Consider the following 19,897-nt stretch of genomic DNA (forward strand, 5'->3'; position numbering starts at 1 on the left):
CCGTCTTTACCATCACGGATAAAGGTAGTTTCACGACTGCCATCTGGCTTAACGATAGTAATCGTTTGACCTGAATTGCCGTCTTGGTCAGTTCCTGGGGTCACTGTGACTTCGGCACTCTTACCATCTTTGCCATCGACACCGTTGAGAATGGTTTGACGACTAATTTCTTGACCGTCACCATCTTTGATGATAATGGTAGTACCGATAACCTTGTCTCCCTCACGAACTTCGATTTGTTCTACAAGTGGCGACTTACCATCCTTACCATCCTTACCATCCTTACCATCCTTACCATCAACACCGTCTCTACCGTCTTTACCATCACGGATAAAGGTAGTTTCACGACTGCCATCTGGCTTAACGATAGTAATCGTTTGACCTGAATTGCCGTCTTGGTCAGTTCCTGGGGTCACTGTGACTTCTGAATTCTTACCATCGCGACCGTTGAGAATAGTTTGACGACTGATTTCTTGACCGTCACCATCTTTGATGATAATGGTAGTACCGATAACCTTGTCTCCCTCACGAACTTCGATTTGTTCTACAAGTGGCGACTTGCCATCCTTACCGTCAACACCGTCTCTACCGTCTTTACCATCACGGATAAAGGTGGTTTCGCGACTGCCGTCTGGCTTAACAATAGTAATCGTTTGACCTGAATTACCGTCTTGGTCAGTTCCTGGGGTCACTGTGACTTCTGAATTCTTACCATCGCGACCGTTGAGAATAGTTTGACGACTGATTTCTTGACCGTCACCATCTTTGATGATAATGGTAGTACCGATAACCTTGTCTCCCTCACGAACTTCGATTTGTTCTACAAGTGGCGACTTGCCATCCTTACCGTCAACACCGTCTCTACCGTCTTTACCATCACGGATAAAGGTCGTTTCACGACTGCCGTCTGGCTTAACGATAGTAATCGTTTGACCTGAATTGCCGTCTTGGTCAGTTCCTGGGGTCACTGTGACTTCTGAATTCTTACCATCGCGACCATCGACACCGTTACGGATAGTGGCGATTTCAGTGCGCTCGCCTGTAGAGGAGACATTGTAAACTTTAACAGTACCATCAGTTTGGCGTTCGGAAACAACGGAGCTACCATTTACACCGTCGCGACCGTTGGTTCCATCTTGACCTTTGGCACCATCAACACCATTACGGATGGTGGCAATTTCAGTACGTTCTCCTGTAGAAGATACATTGTAAACTTTTACAGTACCATCAGTTTGACGTTCGGAAATGACAGAGCTGCCATTGGTACCATCGCGACCGTTGGTACCGTCGACACCATTACGGATAGTAGCGATTTCAGTGCGCTGACCTGTGGATGAGACATTGTAAACTTTTACACTGCCATCTGGTTGAAGTTCAGAAACGACGGAGCTACCATTTGTACCATCTTGACCGTTGGTACCGTCGACACCATTACGGATAGTGGCGATTTCGGTGCGCTCTCCTGTTGATGAAACATTATAAACTTTTACAGTACCGTCAGTTTGACGTTCGGAAACGACGGAGCTACCATTTGCACCATCCTGACCTTTGGCGCCATCGCGACCATCGACACCATTACGGATAGTGGCGATTTCAGTACGCTCACCCGTAGATGAGACATTATAGACTTTTACACTGCCATCGGGTTGAAGTTCAGAAACTACCGAACTTCCATTTACACCGTCGCGACCGTTGGTTCCATCTTGACCTTTGGCACCATCTACACCATTACGGATAGTGGCGATTTCGGTGCGCTCGCCTGTGGATGAGACATTATAAACTTTTACACTACCATCAGTTTGACGTTCGGAAACGACGGAGCTACCATTGGCACCATCCTGACCTTTGGCACCATCGATACCATTACGGATAGTGGCGATTTCAGTACGCTGACCTGTAGAGGAGACATTGTAGACTTTTACAGTACCATCATTTTGACGTTCGGAAACGACAGAACTTCCATTGGCACCGTCGCGACCATCTACACCATTACGGATAGTGGCGATTTCGGTACGCTGACCTGTAGATGAGACATTGTAGACTTTTACACTGCCATCTGGTTGAAGTTCAGAAACGACGGAGCTACCATTTACACCGTCGGACCGTTGGTGCCATCTTGACCTTTGGCGCCATCGCGACCATCGACACCGTTACGGATGGTAGCGATTTCAGTGCGCTCACCTGTAGATGAGACATTATAGACTTTTACAGTACCATCAGTTTGACGTTCGGAAACGACGGAGCTACCATTGGCACCGTCGCGACCATCGACACCGTTACGAATGGTGGCGATTTCGGTACGCTGACCTGTAGAGGAGACATTATAGACTTTTACACTGCCATCGGGTTGAAGTTCGGAAATAACGGAGTTGCCGTTGGTACCATCTATACCATTACGGATGGTAGCGATTTCAGTGCGCTCGCCTGTAGATGAGACATTATAGACTTTTACAGTACCATCAGTTTGACGTTCGGAAACGACGGAGCTACCATTGGTTCCATCTTGACCTTTAGCTCCATCGCGACCATCGACACCATTACGAATAGTGGCGATTTCAGTGCGCTCTCCTGTTGATGAGACATTGTAGACTTTTACACTGCCATCGGACTGAAGTTCAGAAACGACAGAGCTGCCATTGGTTCCATCCTGACCTTTGGCACCATCGCGACCATCGACACCGTTACGGATGGTGGCGATTTCGGTGCGATCACCTGTAGATGAGACATTGTAAACTTTTACAGTACCATCAGTTTGACGTTCGGAAACGACAGAGCTACCATTTGCTCCATCCTGGCCTTTGGCACCATCGATACCATTACGGATAGTGGCGATTTCGGTGCGATCACCTGTAGATGAGACATTGTAGACTTTTACAGTACCATCAGTTTGACGTTCGGAAACGACGGAGCTACCATTTGCTCCATCCTGACCTTTGGCACCATCGATACCATTACGGATAGTGGCGATTTCGGTACGCTGACCTGTAGAGGAGACATTGTAGACTTTTACAGTACCGTCAGTTTGGCGTTCGGAAACGACGGAACTACCATTTGTGCCATCTTGACCGTTGGTACCGTCGACACCATTACGGATGGTGGCAATTTCGGTGCGCTGACCTGTAGAGGAGACATTGTAGACTTTTACACTACCATCTGGTTGAAGTTCAGAAACGACAGAGCTGCCATTTACACCGTCGCGACCATTGGTTCCATCTTGACCGTTGGCGCCATCGCGACCATCGACACCGTTACGAATAGTGGCGATTTCGCTGCGCTCGCCCGTAGATGAGACATTGTAGACTTTTACAGTACCATCGGGTTGAAGTTCAGAAACGACAGAGCTGCCATTTACACCGTCGCGACCGTTGGTGCCATCTTGACCGTTGGCGCCATCGCGACCATCGATACCATTACGGATGGTGGCGATTTCGGTGCGCTGACCTGTAGATGAGACATTGTAAACTTTTACAGTACCATCAGTTTGACGTTCAGAAACGACAGAACTTCCATTTACACCGTCGCGACCGTTGGTACCATCAACACCGTTACGGATGGTGGCGATTTCAGTGCGCTCGCCTGTAGATGAGACATTATAGACTTTTACAGTACCATCAGTTTGGCGTTCGGAAACAACGGAGCTACCATCTGCTCCATTACGGATAGTGGCGATTTCGCTGCGCTCTCCTGTAGAGGAGACATTGTAGACTTTTACACTGCCATCTGGTTGAAGTTCAGAAACGACGGAGCTACCATTTGCACCATCCTGACCTTTGGCACCGTCACGACCATCGACACCATTACGGATAGTGGCGATTTCGGTACGCTGACCTGTAGATGAGACATTATAAACTTTTACACTACCATCAGTTTGGCGTTCGGAAACAACGGAGCTACCATTGGTTCCATCTTGACCTTTGGCACCGTCACGACCATCTGCTCCATTACGAATTGTTGCAATTTCAGTGCGCTCTCCTTTTGATGAGACATTATAGACTTTTACACTGCCATCTGGTTGAAGTTCAGAAACGACAGAGCTGCCATTTACACCGTCGCGACCGTTGGTGCCATCTTGACCTTTAGCACCATCGCGACCATCGACACCATTACGAATAGTGGCGATTTCAGTGCGCTCGCCTGTAGATGAGACATTGTAGACTTTTACACTGCCATCGGGTTGAAGCTCAGAAACGACGGAGCTACCATTGGTTCCATCTTGACCTTTGGCGCCATCCACACCATTACGGATAGTAGCGATTTCAGTACGGTCACCTGTTGATGAAACATTGTAGACTTTCACACTGCCATCTGGTTGAAGTTCAGAAACGACAGAGCTGCCATTTACACCGTCGCGACCGTTGGTGCCGTCTTGACCTTTGGCACCGTCTTTGCCATCTACACCGTTACGAATAGTGGCGATTTCGGTGCGCTCGCCCGTAGATGAGACATTGTAGACTTTTACACTACCATCGGGTTGAAGTTCAGAAACGACAGAGCTGCCATTTGCACCATCGCGACCGTTGGTGCCGTCTTGGCCTTTAGCACCATCGCGACCATCAACACCATTACGGATAGTAGCGATTTCGGTACGCTGACCTGTAGAGGAGACATTATAGACTTTTACACTGCCATCTGGTTGAAGTTCAGAAACGACAGAGCTGCCATTTACACCGTCGCGACCATTGGTTCCATCTTGACCTTTGGCACCATCACGACCGTTGGTACCATCGACACCGTTACGGATGGTGGCGATTTCTGTACGGTCGCCTGTAGAAGACACATTGTAGACTTTTACACTACCGTCTGGTTGAAGTTCTGAAACAACAGAACTTCCATTGGCACCATCCTGACCTTTGGCACCGTCGCGACCATCTACACCATTACGGATAGTGGCGATTTCAGTACGGTCGCCTGTAGAAGACACATTGTAGACTTTTACACTACCGTCTGGTTGAAGTTGTGAAACAACTGAGCTGCCATTGGCACCATCACGACCGTTGGTACCATCTTGACCTTTGGCACCATCGCGACCGTCTACACCGTTGCGGATGGTGGCGATTTCAGTACGGTCGCCTGTAGAAGACACATTGTAAATTTTTACACTACCGTCTGGTTGAAGTTGTGAAACAACAGAACTTCCATTGGCACCATCCTGACCTTTGGCACCATCCTGACCTTTGGCACCGTCGCGACCATCTACACCATTACGGATGGTGGCGATTTCAGTACGGTCGCCTGTAGAAGACACATTGTAGACTTTTACACTACCGTCTGGTTGAAGTTCGGATGTGACTGAACTTCCATCTTGACCTTTAGCGCCATCTTTACCGCTACGAATCGTTGTAATTTCAGTGCGCTCTCCTGTTGGGGAAACATTATAAACTGTCACACTACCATCTGGTTGACGTTCGGACGTAACTGAACTTCCATCTACACCGTCGCGACCGTCCTGACCTTTAACGCCATCTTTACCACTACGAATCGTTGTAATTTCGGTGCGCTCTCCTGTTGGGGAAACGTTATAAACTATTACACTGCCATCTGATTGACGTTCGGATGTGACTGAACTTCCATCTTGACCTTTAACGCCATCTTTACCGCTACGAATCGTTGTGATTTCGCTGCGCTCTCCTGTTGGGGAAACGTTATAAACTATTACACTACCATCTGGTTGACGTTCGGACGTAACTGAACTTCCATCTACACCGTCGCGACCGTCCTGACCTTTAGCCCCATCTTTACCGCTACGAATCGTTGTAATTTCGGTACGCTGACCTGTTGGAGAAACATTGTAAACTATTACACTACCATCTGGTTGACGTTCGGACGTAACTGAACTTCCATCTACACCGTCGCGACCGTTGGTTCCATCTTGACCTTTAGCGCCATCTTTACCGCTACGAATCGTTGTGATTTCGCTGCGCTCTCCTGTTGGAGAAACATTGTAAACTATTACACTGCCATCTGGTTGACGTTCGGACGTAACTGAACTTCCATCTACACCGTCGCGACCGTCCTGACCTTTAACGCCATCTTTACCACTACGAATCGTTGTAATTTCGGTGCGCTCTCCTGTTGGGGAAACGTTATAAACTATTACACTGCCATCTGATTGACGTTCGGATGTGACTGAACTTCCATCTTGACCTTTAGCGCCATCTTTACCGCTACGAATCGTTGTGATTTCGGTGCGCTCTCCTGTTGGGGAAACGTTATAAACTATTACACTACCATCTGGTTGACGTTCGGACGTAACTGAACTTCCATCTACACCGTCGCGACCGTTGGTTCCATCTTGACCTTTAGCCCCATCTTTACCGCTACGAATCGTTGTGATTTCGGTGCGCTCTCCTGTTGGGGAAACGTTATAAACTATTACACTGCCATCTGGTTGACGTTCGGACGTAACTGAACTTCCATCTACACCGTTCTTACCGTCTTGACCTTTAGCGCCATCTTTACCGCTACGAATCGTTGTAATTTCGGTACGCTCTCCTGTTGGGGAAACGTTATAAACTATTACACTGCCATCTGATTGACGTTCGGACGTAACTGAACTTCCATCTACACCGTTCTTACCGTCTTGACCTTTTGCTCCATCTTTACCACTACGAATGGTTGTGATTTCGGTGCGCTGACCGGTTGGGGAAACATTATAAACGGTCACACTACCATCTGGTTGACGTTCGGACGTAACTGAACTGCCATTTGCACCGTCGCGACCATTGTAAATAGTCTGACGATTGATTTCACGACCATCGCCATCACGAACGATAATTAACGTTCCAATCACTCTATTACCATCTACCACTGGCAGTTGTTCAATAGTCGGTGTTTTGCCATCCTTCCCATCGCTACCATTTAAGATATTTCTACGAGAAACGATTTGCCCATCACCGTCTTTTACAATAACTGTTGTTCCGAGGACACGACCATCTTGACCTGTATAAGGTTGTAAATCTACACTCGGAGTTTTACCATCTATACCATCACGGCCGTCACGACCATTGGTACCGTCTTTTCCATCTCGGATAAAGGTAGTAAAACTGCTACCATTCGGTCTAGTAACGGTAACATTGTGACCTTTTGTTCCATCTGTTGCAACAGCAGGAGTTACACTAATATCTGCATTTCGACCATCGCGACCGTCTTTTCCATCACGAACAAATCGAGTATATCTGCTACCATCAGCGCCAGTAACTGTGATATTGTATCCTGGTGTGCCATCCGCAGCTTGTGCAGGTTCAACAGTAATATCTGCATTTCGACCATCTTGACCTCGTTCTCCTTGTAAACCATCTGGGATAAAGACCTGTCGGATAATTCTACCGTTTGGACCATCTCTAAAGGTCAATTCCGTACCATTGACCAATGGCCCTCCATCTACAGAACCCTGTTTTCGAACTGTAGTCACATCAATATTCGGTGCTGCAACTGGTGCCTCTATACCATCTTTGATATTAACCTCAATGATTTGATTGCGTGCCGGTGTATGTACAGTCGCTTGACCATACTCATAACGATGAGATTCCTCTGTACCATTTGCACCAATGTAAGCAATCCGTTTAACAGGGATTTGCATCACCCCATTTGCACCGGCTTCAACTTGTCTGGTGAAACCAGGAGCCTGGTCAGGCATAACAACGAAGCGGTATTCTGTTTGAAACGGAATCGGCATCGCAATAGGAGGCAAGGTCGTTGTGATTTCATTTCTACTTGGATTAGGATCAATGGTTACGACACTCTTATTCCAGAAGTAGTTATCTGAAGAGAAGAAATCTTTAGTGTTGTTAGCCCCAGTATCAACTGAGAACATACCAATGTGGTTATCAATACTCAAATCCCCATTCCAGTTTTTAACAGGTACTGTAAACTTCACATTGAGTGGGCCGCTCATCACCTGGGCGTTTGTGTATTGGATAGGCGCTGTCGGACTGTAACCAGTAATGGTATTTCGACGTCCACCATTAACAAGATTTACCCTAGAAGTATTCCTCCCAGCAACAACCGTTGCAGCACTTGGCGCACCGTAGGCATTTCCAAGATTGACTACAAAATCAGCCACGTGAGTACCTGAACTACCACTGATTCCGTCTAATTTATAATTCAGTTCGAAATCCATGGTATTCCTGGTTCGGTTCGGCGTCACAGTCAAGGTGTAGTTTGCCGGACCATAGGCAAAGGTCTGCCCTTTTGCATTAACCACATACTTGTTCTGATTATTAGGTGTAATCAGTGTTTCTGACATAACTACCAAATTGAGTGGTTGCGGAAGGTTGGTATTTCCTAATTTATTTTGAATATAGAATTTTTTCTCAGCTTCACTGAAACCAGCTAAACTTCTTATTTCTTCCTCTGTTAGTTGAACAGAATTCAATCCTGTTTGTTGAGCAAGAATTTGATTGAACAGAGTAAGTTTCTCTTCTTCAGAAAGACCTAAAGTTTCCAAGTCTGCAAAACTCATATTGGCCAAATCCAACTGACTCAAATCACGATCTTGCGAAGCCGGAGTATCAGTTTGAGTTTCTGCTGATCTTGTTGAACTTGCAATATTTTCTTTATTAGCTTCTGTTCCGTTGCTATTAGAAACAGATGTAGCCTTCGTTAGATTTTCTTCATTCGTTTCTTGTTTGACAACTTCTTGCTTATCTTCAACTTTTTCATCTGAGGATGAAGTTGACAATCCTACTGGTGCAGGAGTAATCTCCTCCACAATTTCCTGTGCTTTAGGATCAGCTACTTCCTGAGCGGAACTAGGAACAGTTGCTGACTTAGTAGCAATCGTTTCCTCTGTTTCTTTAGGCTGTTCGTCTACTAGCTGAGTGGAACTTGGGGGTGTTGCAAGCACGGCAGAAGTTGGTTCTACTGTTTGTACAACCTGTCCTGCTTCTTGCTGAACCGAATGAGAAACCACTTCGTTTGCCTGAGCACTTGAATCCAGTGGTTTGTCCACCAGCTCGGTCGTCTGTGGCAACTGACCTGCTTCAAGCTCTTCTGCAGCAGCTTTTAAGGCTCCACCGCTGAACATAAATAAGAAACCGATTAAAACTGAGGCCGCACCCGATTTAAACTTTTTAATGGTAAACCGTTGCTTCGAGCGCAATGCTTCGCTTTCAAGCTGTTTATTATCAAAAAACATAAGAATTCCTTTCCATATTCCAACAACTTTATAAAGAAATAGTTGCATGATTACAAGATACATTATATAATGTGTATAAAATGAATGTTTCACAAAAAATACATTTTTGTGCAGTGCATTTATTTTTTTCAATTTTTATTTATTAAATTTATAACGGAGTTATATATATATGGAAAAGTATTTTACAACCAGCCAGAAATTTCTAGAAGCCTATTTTGACCTAACAAAATCCACGGAAAAAGACAATTTCACTATTAACCAAATTGCCGACCGAGCTAATTTGAGCCGTCGGGTATTTTATCATTACTATAATTCCAAGGAAACCTTTTTGGAAGAAGCGCTTGAATATATCCTGAACGAGATTAATATTATTCTTGCGAAAGACCCAACCTTGAGCGATGATGTTATCGCTGAAATGCTGACCTTCTTGTATAATAATCGCTCAATCGCTGTGGATTTTGTCACCATTATCCCTCATATTTCTTTAGAAGTTACCAAGTATATTACCGAAGTTGTTGAAAATTCTAGTATTCCTAATCTTCCAAAACAACTTGAACAGGCATATAAAATTCCTTATGAGTATGCCTTAACTGTTTATGTTTCAACCATCGACAGCATTATCAAACATTGGATACAGAATGGCTGCCAGGAACCCCCTGAAATCATTCATCGCTACATCTTATCCATTGTACGTATTTAACTTTTTATTCTTTCGATCATAGGACTGGCTGATTATAGTGGAAGATGTAAGAAAAGAGCGTTTATCCAATGTCAGAGCAAAGAATAGCTCTACGCATTACAGAGCCATAAAACGAAGAAAGAGTCGCAATTTGCGGCTCTTTCTTCGTTTTTCCTTATCTATCTCTAGGCTGGAACCACTTCTCAGGGGTTCCTGTCAACATCTCCGTGCGGGGATTGGCTTTAACAGTCTGGGGAAGTGAAACAGTTCAGTAAGCTGTTTCAGCTCAACTACTGGAAACAAAGACTTGTTGACTAACTATTTTTTAGACAGTCGAGTTTTCCCACACCCCTACTCCACATAAAATAAACAGAGCTATCCCCCATCTCTCAACAAGTAGGGCAAATAATATTACTGTGGGGAGATTGAAAAATGGTCATGGTAGGCAAATAAAAATATGTTCATTCCTTCAAACCTCACACAAAATCCGTCTATCTGACTATCCACTTTTCTTCCTTATTCCCCATCAAAAACATCATCCCATTTGTGTCGAACTCTATCAAATTGTGAATGTCCAAGCAATTCTACAACATCTTCGTATACAGATTGATATCTTGCGTTTATAGATAAATCGAACATCAAAATCACTATCAGGAGACTCGAACCCCCAAGCTCTACTGCCAGACTCTACTGCCCACAAGACCTCGACATCATATTTTGCTTCAATCTCCCGCAATTTCCGAGGAACTAAAATCATCATTTCTTCTTGTGTTTGCATACTCCATCCTCTTTCAAATCTTATAAATTATTACTATCATTTTTCTCTTGACACTCTAAAGAGCATATAAATTGCTTCGTTTTTAAATCTGAGAAATGCGTCCATTCGCCACAACAAACACAAGTTCCTTTTCGCCTATGCTCCATTAGACCAAGAGATGGTATTCTATCTTTATACACTGCTCCAATAAAGAGATTGGGACGTTTTTTCGTTTGTTGCTCCCAAACCACTCTTCGTTTCAATAAGTAACTATCAAATTTTTCGTGCCACAGTAAAGCAGGGTGCATTTCCATACATGTTGGACACCATATGCCATCTATTTCTAAATTAACCTCACCCAAATTTGTAACTCAATATTCTACTCTATTGTGAAACATCTACTATTATCAATTAATATTCGCGTTTCCCCTCTAAGATTTAGCTTGAATATTCAATTTATCTAATATTTTACCGTCAATATGAAGTCAAAATTTCATCTTGACTAAAAAAAACATCAATTTTTTGATTATATGGTGACTTGCTGCTTTCTAAGACATACTTCTGGCCATTTCTTTCAACAAATAAAACAAGTTCTGTTCCTGCTTCATTCACATAGCAGTCATTGAGGATATACAATTCTCCTTCTCCAATCACATAACCATAAAACTGGAATGATATTGGATTATCGTTCAAAAATACGGACTTAAGTAATTCATCGGGCACTGAGTAACCGTAATATTTTTGCTGTGTAGCTGGAGTCCCTTGAAGATAACGTATACTTTTTTTATTGGCATAAGTTTCTATTAAATCAGAAGTTTCCGAAGTGGAAAAATCCCTTACTTGTTCTTCTTCCTCCAACAAGTCATGCAACACCATTTCGATTAACTCTTTGTCTGTGGAAAATTCTTGTTTGAGTTCCTCTGCTTTCATTATCATTGCAGAAAATATTGTTTGAACACTTTGTTGCTGTTCTTGTGGTAAAGATTCAATATAATGACGTTGTTCATCTCGAGATTGAATAAGTATACTACGATAATAACTCTCCGATTGCGAATAGGTTCTATCAGATTCCTCCGAATTTGTTTGAGCTTGGTCCATTTTCCTATTAGTTGATGAAGTAGAACTAAGATCATTACTTGATGTCGTATTTGTTTTTTCAAAATTACATGCAGACAAGAATACCAGTAAACCTGCTGTTAAAATGAAAAATCTTTTCATGAGCAAATCCTATCTGTATATTAATTTATACTTATTATACAAGTAATTGCTCTATTTTTCAATCAGAAATAGTAAGAGGGAAATCTATTTTTTATAGCAATCAAAGAATTGATTGAAGAAATTAGCCTAAACTAGACTTTTCTTCAATCAATATTAATTCAAACTACTATTCCTCTTCATAATTAATAAGTAAGCAACTTGCTCTCACTTATTATATTCGCAATGCAAAATAAATTTTGGAATTTTTTTCAAAAAAAGTTAAATTGTATTGTATCAATTTCAGAACTCACACTTCAATCGACCATTAAGGCGATATTAGAGGTGGGTACGTTTCTATTCCCAAAAACTCCTTGTCAATGGAAACAAACACGTACCCACAGGGTAAATGGAAATAGATTTTGATAATTCCTGCTATCACTTCTACTCACTCCAAAAAATTTCTCACTCTAATACTTCCCCCATACGACAAAAAGCCTTGCAATCAAGGCTTTTCATTATCCCTTTCGTTCAAAGGATTCTAGGCTTTTACGAGCAGAGCAACACACTCAACTTGTTCATCATTGTCCAAACCTATATTTAAATCTTCATCGATGATAGGAAGTTTAAATGTAATTGATTTTAGCCATTGTCCATTCGGTTGCTTTTCTTCGTAAATTTGAATTTCAGAAATCAAAGCTGTAATTAACTGTCTACGCTCTAATTTATCAATATACGCTTATATTAAAACAAATTTTCCAGTCTTAAAAATGACTGTTTCCAAACCTTTTCAAACCATAAACGTGCCTGTTCCCATTTTTCTCCCTCTCCCCAACCACTATGAATCAAATGAATTTCCGTCTTATTTTCTTTTTCTGCAAAGAATGTAATACATACATGAGTCAGTGGTTTTGCAACATTCATTACATCCGCATATTGTACCGGACCTTTCCAATTGAAGCATAATAGTTTATTCAATTCAAATGCTGTTACTTTGCACCCTAAAGTACTATTATTTTCATTATCATTTTTATCCCAAAAAAGTTCATATTTCCCACCAACCCAAGGTTCTATTTCTGATTTTTCTGTTAGCCAAGTTATAATCTCTTCATTCTTAGTGAATAAACAAAATGCTCTTTCTGATGAACAGTTTAAGAGTGCCTTGCAATGGATTATTTTATTCATAATTTCTCCTTTCGCTTATATTCATTTTAATCTTTCCACCCACAATTATCCCACGCAATAAAAGTATATATCTCAAATGATTGCCCTCCTTAAATTTTACATTGCTTTCGTCTTAATTCTAATTTTTCTCTCTGAATAATCAACAACATTATACCATTTTTAAGCCATTTTTTCTATTGTCAAATTTCCTATTTTCTCCCACATGCAGCACGGATAAAAAGGAACCTAAATGATATATACAAAATTTCTGTTTTCACTATTTCCGTTCCGCTTTCACTACCTTAAACAATTTATCTTGAAATGTATCTTTGCTCTTTTTGTCAAAATATATCTCTGTTATAAAGGTTTTTCCGTTTATCTTTTTTGTTATAACACCATCAGGCTTTTGATGTTGTTCTTTCTGTAAAATGCCTTAACGCATCCATGATAGCTTCTTCTTTCTCAGGTGTACATTGTGGAATAACTTGTTTTTCTTTTTTTGACTTATTATAATTTTCTCTCAACTCTATTCCACATTTCTTTTTAATCTGGGCAATATAGAGTGCTGAAACTTTCAAACCAAATTTTTCTAATATATATTCCTTAATCTGAGCATAAGTAGCTTTGCTCTCCGCACTTGTCAAATCAAGTTCATCTAGCTCTACTTCAACACTTATATGCTTATCGACATTAAGTTTGGACAATAATGCTACCGTCTCGACGTGTGCTGATAGGTCTAACCTATATTATGAAACGAAATTAACTTGGATTAATTTTCGATAATACTATGGAACGATAATTCTAATCCATTAAATGGAAATCAATAACATAAAGTGGTACTTCAGTTAGGCTATGAATTTGACTAACTACAGATTCATCATCAATTACTCCTGATTGGACCATAAAAGTTTGAAATTCCATCATGTAACTATCGAAATTATCAACCACTTTTTCTTCTGCAATTGCTACAAATTCAATCAGTTTCTACAATATCTTATGACCTCCAAATTGTTCTACAATTTGATTCTACCACAAAAACGCAAAAAAGGCTGTAACCACAGTGGTTTCCCACTGTCGTCACAGCCTTTCTTTACTCTATAAATCTACCTCAGTTCCTTCCAGGAATCGAACCGCGATTTCGCCTTTAAGTCCTATCGAGATATCGTTAAAAGGTATCAGATAGATTAACTGGTATTTTTTTAGCTTTAGTTATCGGAATCCAAAGCTCCATTTTATAATCTTTACTATCCATATCACCTTCATAATAATATTCAAAGTCAGGTTTTCCTGAATGAACATAACCATGCTCAGGGAAGAAAACTTCCAACGCATATTTCCATCCGTTATGAATACAATCCGGAACAGATCCTATTAATTCTACAACAGCATACTCCGCTTCTTCCACTTCCAAAACATCTAAGCCTATGCTTCTTGCTTTATCCACATCATTAACAATATAGCTTTCTATATCGTTTGGGTAAAATTTTGCCGATAACGATTTGATACTGTTCATTCATCATTTTACCACAAAAACGCAAAAAAGGCTGTAACCACAATGGTTTCCCCCTGTAGTTACAGCCTTTGCAGACCATACCGCCCCAAAACAGGTACAACTTCAAGCCCTCATATCTAAAAAAACTGTTCTTACTTTCCTCAAGCTCCCGGATCTTCTGCTTCATCACGCTCGTAAGTGTATCAGACTGCTTCTCAAGAAGCTTTGTAGCCCTCTGTATAGCCTCTATATTCGCCTGTAACGCCTTTCTAACCTCTTGGACGGTGTTTTCCTTAACCTCATCTTTCAGGCTCCCAATCTCGCCCGATATAGCGTCTTGAAGCAATTCGTTGCTGTTCTTCAGCAGCTCTACGCTCTGCTTCAGCTCGCTGATGAGCTTCCTGTTCTGCTCTGCGTCTCTCTGCCTGTTCTGCTCTGCCCTCACTTGTTCTTGATTTGACTGCTTCATCAATTCCTCGCAGTTCTCGCTCGACATCGCCAACGCTTCTTTGAGCAGACTGTTTTCCAGCTCTGTCCGGCTCTGTCGGTTTAACTCTTGAAGCTGCTCTCTTGGACTGCTCTGCTTCTGCTGTTCGTGCATTTCTCTCAAACTCATGCTCCATACTCTCCTTTCCAAAATCCATATTGTAGTATTTTTCCAGCTTGTTATCCCTGATTTTACAAGCCTTTTCTCCTGCCTGTTCCCTGGCTAAGTCGGTATATGTGATGTACTTGTGGCTGTCCTGCCAGTCCACCCCGTACCCTCTTTCATTCATCAGCCGGATAAAGGTTTCCCGGCTGGTCGCTGTTTCCTTACAATCCAGCACCGCAAGGGCAATATCCTGCACATAGCTTTTGACCTTTCCCTGCTCTGCCTGTTTCAAAAGCTGGTAGGTGTCTTTGCTCCATGCCACCGTTTCTTCCCGGACTTCTCCAGCAAATGTCTTTCCTTTCTCCGGCACATGCAAGCCCTGTTCCCAGCTCTGCTCGTTGCACCGTTCCTTTAAGTCTTTAAGGTCGTGCTTACTCAGAGGGTAATTTAGGGTATAACAAAATAACCCACCCGAATATCGTTTTTTTTATTTGGTGAGTTTGTTCTTTCAAATACGAAACAAATGCTCATGTACGGTAAAGTATCACAAGAAAATTATGTCGAATTGACAGCCGCCTCCGCTATACCGAATAAGGAAATAAAGAGTCCTCAAATTTTGCGCTACTAAATGAAGACGAGCGGAAGTAATCTCCCGCTCGTCAGTAAACTTAACTATGCCATATCAATCCCGCTTCTTTCCCGCCACCGGCACTAAGAACAGCGCGGGCAACAGCAGGAAAGCGGTACAGACCAGCCCCCAGGGTATGGACACCTGCTGGGCTACCAGCCCCACAATAGGCCCGCCGATGATCTGCCCGAAAGAGTCCAGCTGTCCGCTGGTGGAAAAGACTGTGGCGCGCATTTTCTCATCCACATGGTCGTTCATCCAGGCGGCCAGCACAGGCTCCTTGATGGTGCGCATAAGCCCCGCCAGCAGGAACACCAACAACATGAACCAAAAGCTCCGCCCCACCGCGAAGAGAACCAGGCACAGGATATACCCGGCGCTGGTGGACATGACCACACTGGTTCGGCTGACAGTCCCTTTTTTCTCCATGCGGGCGATGAGCAACTGAGAAGCCAGAATACCTAAGCCGTTGCCGATAAGACTGATAACACCGAACCAAGTGACGCTGTTCAGCGGCCCGATAACGGGTATTACCGTGTCATCCAGAAAATGAGCGGTGGAGAGCCGGTCAAAGCCTTCACTGGCAAGTCCCCCGCATAGTGTGATTGCTAAGAGCGCCAGCAACACAGGTGCGCCTTTCACAAAGCCCAGGTTGAGCTTGAACAGGCAGACAAAGTCTTTAAGCAAGCCCTGCCGTTCCTCAATAGCAGGGGAGAAGTTGGTTTCTGGCATGATGCGAACCATCACCAGCCCCAACAACAAGCACAAACTGCCCCCCAAGATGACAGGCATTTGCAGGTTTATGTTTCCCAGCAGTGTGCCCAGCACCACGCCCAGAACGCCGCCGATTTGCCCCATTTGACTGCCCCGCAGGAACACCTTGTCTATGGGTTTGTCCTCTTCCTCCGAGGCAATCCACGCCTCCAGAGCGCCGGTGATGAAGGTATCACCGCAACCCCAGACAACCTGGGCCAGCAGAACCGGCGCGAACCACGGTAGCGCACCCTCCATCAGAAAGCCCAGGCCGTAGAGGAACATTCCAATCAGCACCGAGCGCCGACGGCTATACAAATCCGCCACCACACCGGTGGGTATCTCGAACAGAAAGCAGGAGGTCTCCAGAACCGTCCCTACCAGGACAAGCTGGAAAGCATCCAGCTGCACCACCTCCAGGTGGTACACGATGGAAAGCACTGTGGACATAGAAACCGCCAGGGAACAGACAAATCGGAACAGCAGGTAGACAGAATATGCCTTTGAATTTTTAGCAAACATGAAGTTACATTCTCCTTTCAAATCTCATTTTATATGACTTTTGCAAGCTGTTAAGCTAACTTGTGGAACATATGCCGAACCTTATCTATACGGCTATTCGGGCGGCGGGGTTGGCAAATAAATTTACCAATAGCTGGCTGGTATCCTTTTAACTCTGTCAAGCAGACTCCCTGCCCATTTGTGAAATAAGTTAAATCGTTCCTGTATTCTTGAATACATCTAGCAGGGATTTCTCCTTTCAGAATGACCTCGTCATTCTTTATCTGAGTACTTACAATATCTGCACAATACCTTGGAGCATCATGATACGCCCGTGAGAGATATTCTTGCGGTGCATAAATTTCAAAATAGAGATATGGTTCTAATAATTCTGTCCCCGCTCTTCTTAAAGCCTGCTCCAATACAATAGGAGAAAGCAGCCGAAAATCTGCCGGGGTGCTTACGGGACTATAATACTCACCATATTCAAAACAGATTTTACAGTCTGTCACTTCCCATCCATACATCCCTTGCTCACAACCATAACGAACTCCTTCCATAACTGCATTTTGGAATGATTGGTTTAAATACCCAAGTGAAACCCGGCTTTCATACTGCACCCCGCTCCCAAGAGGGAGCGGTTCTACTGATAATCCAATAGTAGCCCAGAAAGGATTCGGCGGCACTTCAATATGGATGGTATATTCTGCTTTTCCTAACGGTCTTTCCATGTATATAACAGTAGGTTCTTTTATTTCTGCCTCTACATGATACTTTTCCTCAAGAATGGCACAAATAACTTCCATCTGTACCTTCCCCAAAAAGGAAAGTATAATTTCATGCGTTGTAGTATCCACGTAATACTTTAAAAGAGGATCGCCATCTGAGATTTCTGTAAGCGCCTCAAGTAACACTTCCCGCTGTTCGGATTTCTTTACTTCAATTGTTGTTTGGAGTATAGGGAGCGGATTTTCAATAGATTCCCGCTGCGGCAACAGTATTTCGTTCCCCAAAATACTGTTTAGCTGCAAAACATCATTTGGTAAAATTACAATTTCACCAGAGTAAGCCGTATCTGCTAAACACAATTCACCGTTTGTAGGAATACTCATCTCTGTAATTTTTATTTTCTCTTTTTCTGATATTCTGACAACGTCCCTCGAATGCAATGCGCCGCTGTACAGACGCACATAAGCCAAACGCCTCCTTTTTTCTGAATATTCAATCTTAAAAACCTGCCCGCATAGTTCAGACTGTTCTTTGGGCGTTGATGAATAAAACTTACTGGCAATCACTTCTATAAGCTGCCGAATCCCCAGATTGTTTTTAGCACTTCCGTGATAAACGGGAAATAACGTTCCGTTTTGGAATCTCCTGTTTTCTTCCTGTTCCAGTTCTGACATTTTAAACGGTTTCCCTGACATATATTTCTCTAATAGTTCATCGTTTCCCATAATTACCGCATCCCACTGTTCCATATCGTCATTGTCCGTTACATTTATATGGGGATGCTGCCCAACCTTTTGCTTCACTATAATTTCCGAAGAAAGCTTTGCTTTCATTTCTTGATATACCATTGGCAAATCAATCCCCTCTTGGTCAATTTTATTGATGAAAAAAATTGTCGGAATCTTCATTGTCTGTAGTGCATGAAACAGTATACGGGTCTGTGCCTGTATGCCATCCTTTGCAGAAACTAATAATACTGCTCCGTCTAATACGGATAAAGAACGGTATACTTCCGCCAAAAAATCCATATGGCCTGGCGTATCTATAATGTTGACTTTTACATCCTCCCACTGAAAAGATGTCACTGCTGTCTGGATAGTGATTCCCCTTTGACGCTCCAAATTCATTGTATCTGTCCTTGTTGTGCCTTTATCTACGCTCCCTGGTTCTGCAATTGCACCACTGGTATACAATAAACTCTCCGTTAATGTTGTCTTTCCTGCGTCAACGTGAGCCAGAATGCCTAAGTTAATTATTTTCATGTGATTTTCCTCCTATCAACACCCAAAAAAGGGCATAAAAATACCCAGTGATAAATACTCCTATCACTGGGTAAATAACTCCAATAGCCCCAAAACACTTATATGTTTTCGGGCATATAAAATTACATGATAAAAGTATTCTTAAACTGGGTACAAAAAACTAAGCCCCATATTAAAAGTGAAACGGGACTGCTACTTTTTGTTCCCACTATCAAATTGACAGTTTATTTAAGAATACCTTGCCGCATATTTATCAACTCCTTGTATAATACTGAATCTAATTATATTCCTTAACCCTTTATTTGTCAAGCTGACAAACTAAAGCAGAAAAAGCGGCAGGATTTCCCCCTGCCACTAATCATCTGTTTATGCAAAAATAATTTCCTTTTCCACAATCTCCCTCGCACAAGCCCTTATGTTATTGAGGCATCCTGTCCATTCTAAGGCGTTTTCTGCCTTTAGCTGTTCCGTTATGCCCTGTGCCTGTTTCATACCCTCTATGAGCCTTTCAAAGCGTTCCTGTGCCTGTCTGTCAATGTCGGCAAGGTAAGCGTTAAGTCTGCCGCTTGTAAGAAGATTGGTGTATGTAACTTTGCAGTGATGCTTCAGATAATCCAAATGCCGCTGTCCCCAGATGCCTATCGGCTGTTCTTCTTCGGCGGGTACAGTTAAGCACGGTATTAAATAATCGCCTTGCCTTTCGTATTTGCCGCCCATTTCCTCAAAAATTGTCTTTGCCATTGTCTGTTACCTCAAAAGCCCTCTTTAAAGGGCTTTTATGCTTATTTTGAAAAAGAGATAAAATCAATATATCCCTTTTCTCCGATTTTTACAACGGCATTGTAGGACTTTCTATCTTTCGTTTTGATTCCTTTTACCAGGGTTTCTTTTCCCTCTAGTAATTCTTTTACATTCGTTTTGGTTAGTTTTTTCTTTCTAAAATGTTCAGCTAAAGTAAACTTACATTCAGGATAATTTGAACAACCATAAAACGATTTTTTTAATACAAT

At 42.7% G+C, this 19,897-nt stretch carries 12 protein-coding genes and 5 pseudogenes; 2 read left to right on the forward strand and 15 right to left on the reverse strand.

Features of this window, described 5'->3' with window-relative positions; translation table 11 throughout:
- Positions 1–968: pseudogene (locus C1E58_RS01415) on the reverse strand (hypothetical protein); the annotation flags it as partial.
- A gap of 678 nt (positions 969–1,646) precedes the next feature.
- Here C1E58_RS01415 and C1E58_RS12485 point away from each other — a divergent pair.
- Positions 1,647–1,769, forward strand: coding sequence for a hypothetical protein (locus tag C1E58_RS12485; protein WP_269088929.1), 123 nt, complete (start codon positions 1,647–1,649; stop codon positions 1,767–1,769).
- A 320-nt stretch (positions 1,770–2,089) separates the two neighbouring features.
- On the opposite strand, the gene C1E58_RS01420 is transcribed toward C1E58_RS12485, so the two are convergent.
- Positions 2,090–9,136, reverse strand: a complete 7,047-nt coding sequence (locus C1E58_RS01420; protein ID WP_161951246.1) for a YSIRK-type signal peptide-containing protein — start codon at positions 9,134–9,136, stop codon at positions 2,090–2,092.
- A gap of 169 nt (positions 9,137–9,305) precedes the next feature.
- On the opposite strand from C1E58_RS01420, the gene C1E58_RS01425 reads away from it, so the two are divergent.
- Positions 9,306–9,836, forward strand: coding sequence for a TetR/AcrR family transcriptional regulator (locus C1E58_RS01425; protein WP_105209089.1), 531 nt, complete (start codon positions 9,306–9,308; stop codon positions 9,834–9,836).
- Between the two features lie 589 nt (positions 9,837–10,425).
- Here C1E58_RS01425 and C1E58_RS01430 read toward each other — a convergent pair.
- The 13 genes and pseudogenes from C1E58_RS01430 to C1E58_RS01495 form a co-directional block, all read right to left on the reverse strand.
- Positions 10,426–10,593 (reverse strand): annotated as a pseudogene (locus C1E58_RS01430) (DNA polymerase beta superfamily protein); the annotation flags it as partial.
- A gap of 20 nt (positions 10,594–10,613) precedes the next feature.
- On the reverse strand, positions 10,614–10,934 hold the full coding sequence (locus tag C1E58_RS11975; RefSeq protein ID WP_153055809.1) for a hypothetical protein: 321 nt from the start codon (positions 10,932–10,934) through the stop codon (positions 10,614–10,616).
- A 112-nt stretch (positions 10,935–11,046) separates the two neighbouring features.
- Complete coding sequence (locus C1E58_RS01435; RefSeq protein ID WP_153055810.1) at positions 11,047–11,790, reverse strand: hypothetical protein; 744 nt, start codon at positions 11,788–11,790, stop codon at positions 11,047–11,049.
- 517 nt (positions 11,791–12,307) lie between these two features.
- Positions 12,308–12,487: pseudogene (locus C1E58_RS01440) on the reverse strand (recombinase family protein); the annotation flags it as partial.
- 23 nt (positions 12,488–12,510) lie between these two features.
- Entirely contained in the window at positions 12,511–12,951 is a 441-nt protein-coding gene (locus tag C1E58_RS01445; RefSeq protein WP_044678192.1) for an SRPBCC family protein, read from the reverse strand.
- Between the two features lie 256 nt (positions 12,952–13,207).
- Positions 13,208–13,360, reverse strand: a complete 153-nt coding sequence (locus C1E58_RS12575; RefSeq protein ID WP_079394206.1) for a transposon-encoded TnpW family protein — start codon at positions 13,358–13,360, stop codon at positions 13,208–13,210.
- Positions 13,329–13,655 (reverse strand): annotated as a pseudogene (locus tag C1E58_RS01455) (23S rRNA (uracil-5-)-methyltransferase RumA); the annotation flags it as partial. The gene C1E58_RS12575 and the pseudogene C1E58_RS01455, both read right to left, overlap by 32 nt.
- Positions 13,656–14,095: 440 nt before the next feature.
- A pseudogene (locus tag C1E58_RS01465) lies at positions 14,096–14,404 on the reverse strand (GyrI-like domain-containing protein); the annotation flags it as partial.
- A gap of 317 nt (positions 14,405–14,721) precedes the next feature.
- Entirely contained in the window at positions 14,722–15,336 is a 615-nt protein-coding gene (locus C1E58_RS01475; protein WP_202848239.1) for a hypothetical protein, read from the reverse strand.
- Between the two features lie 360 nt (positions 15,337–15,696).
- Positions 15,697–16,917 carry a tetracycline efflux MFS transporter Tet(40) gene (gene tet(40) / locus C1E58_RS01480; RefSeq protein ID WP_024407615.1) on the reverse strand — a complete coding sequence of 407 codons (1,221 nt, stop codon included), beginning with the start codon at positions 16,915–16,917 and terminating at the stop codon, positions 15,697–15,699.
- A 50-nt stretch (positions 16,918–16,967) separates the two neighbouring features.
- A complete protein-coding gene (tet(O), locus tag C1E58_RS01485) occupies positions 16,968–18,887 on the reverse strand; it encodes a tetracycline resistance ribosomal protection protein Tet(O) (protein ID WP_105209091.1) in 1,920 nt (639 codons plus the stop codon).
- A 366-nt stretch (positions 18,888–19,253) separates the two neighbouring features.
- On the reverse strand, positions 19,254–19,628 hold the full coding sequence (locus C1E58_RS01490) for a TnpV protein (RefSeq protein ID WP_001140406.1): 375 nt from the start codon (positions 19,626–19,628) through the stop codon (positions 19,254–19,256).
- A 41-nt stretch (positions 19,629–19,669) separates the two neighbouring features.
- Positions 19,670–19,897, reverse strand: a 228-nt coding sequence (locus C1E58_RS01495) for a topoisomerase C-terminal repeat-containing protein (RefSeq protein ID WP_193441729.1), incomplete at its 5' end; no start/stop codon positions are given.

It is taken from the genome of Streptococcus suis, assembly GCF_002964575.1.
Lineage (GTDB): Bacteria > Bacillota > Bacilli > Lactobacillales > Streptococcaceae > Streptococcus > Streptococcus suis_R.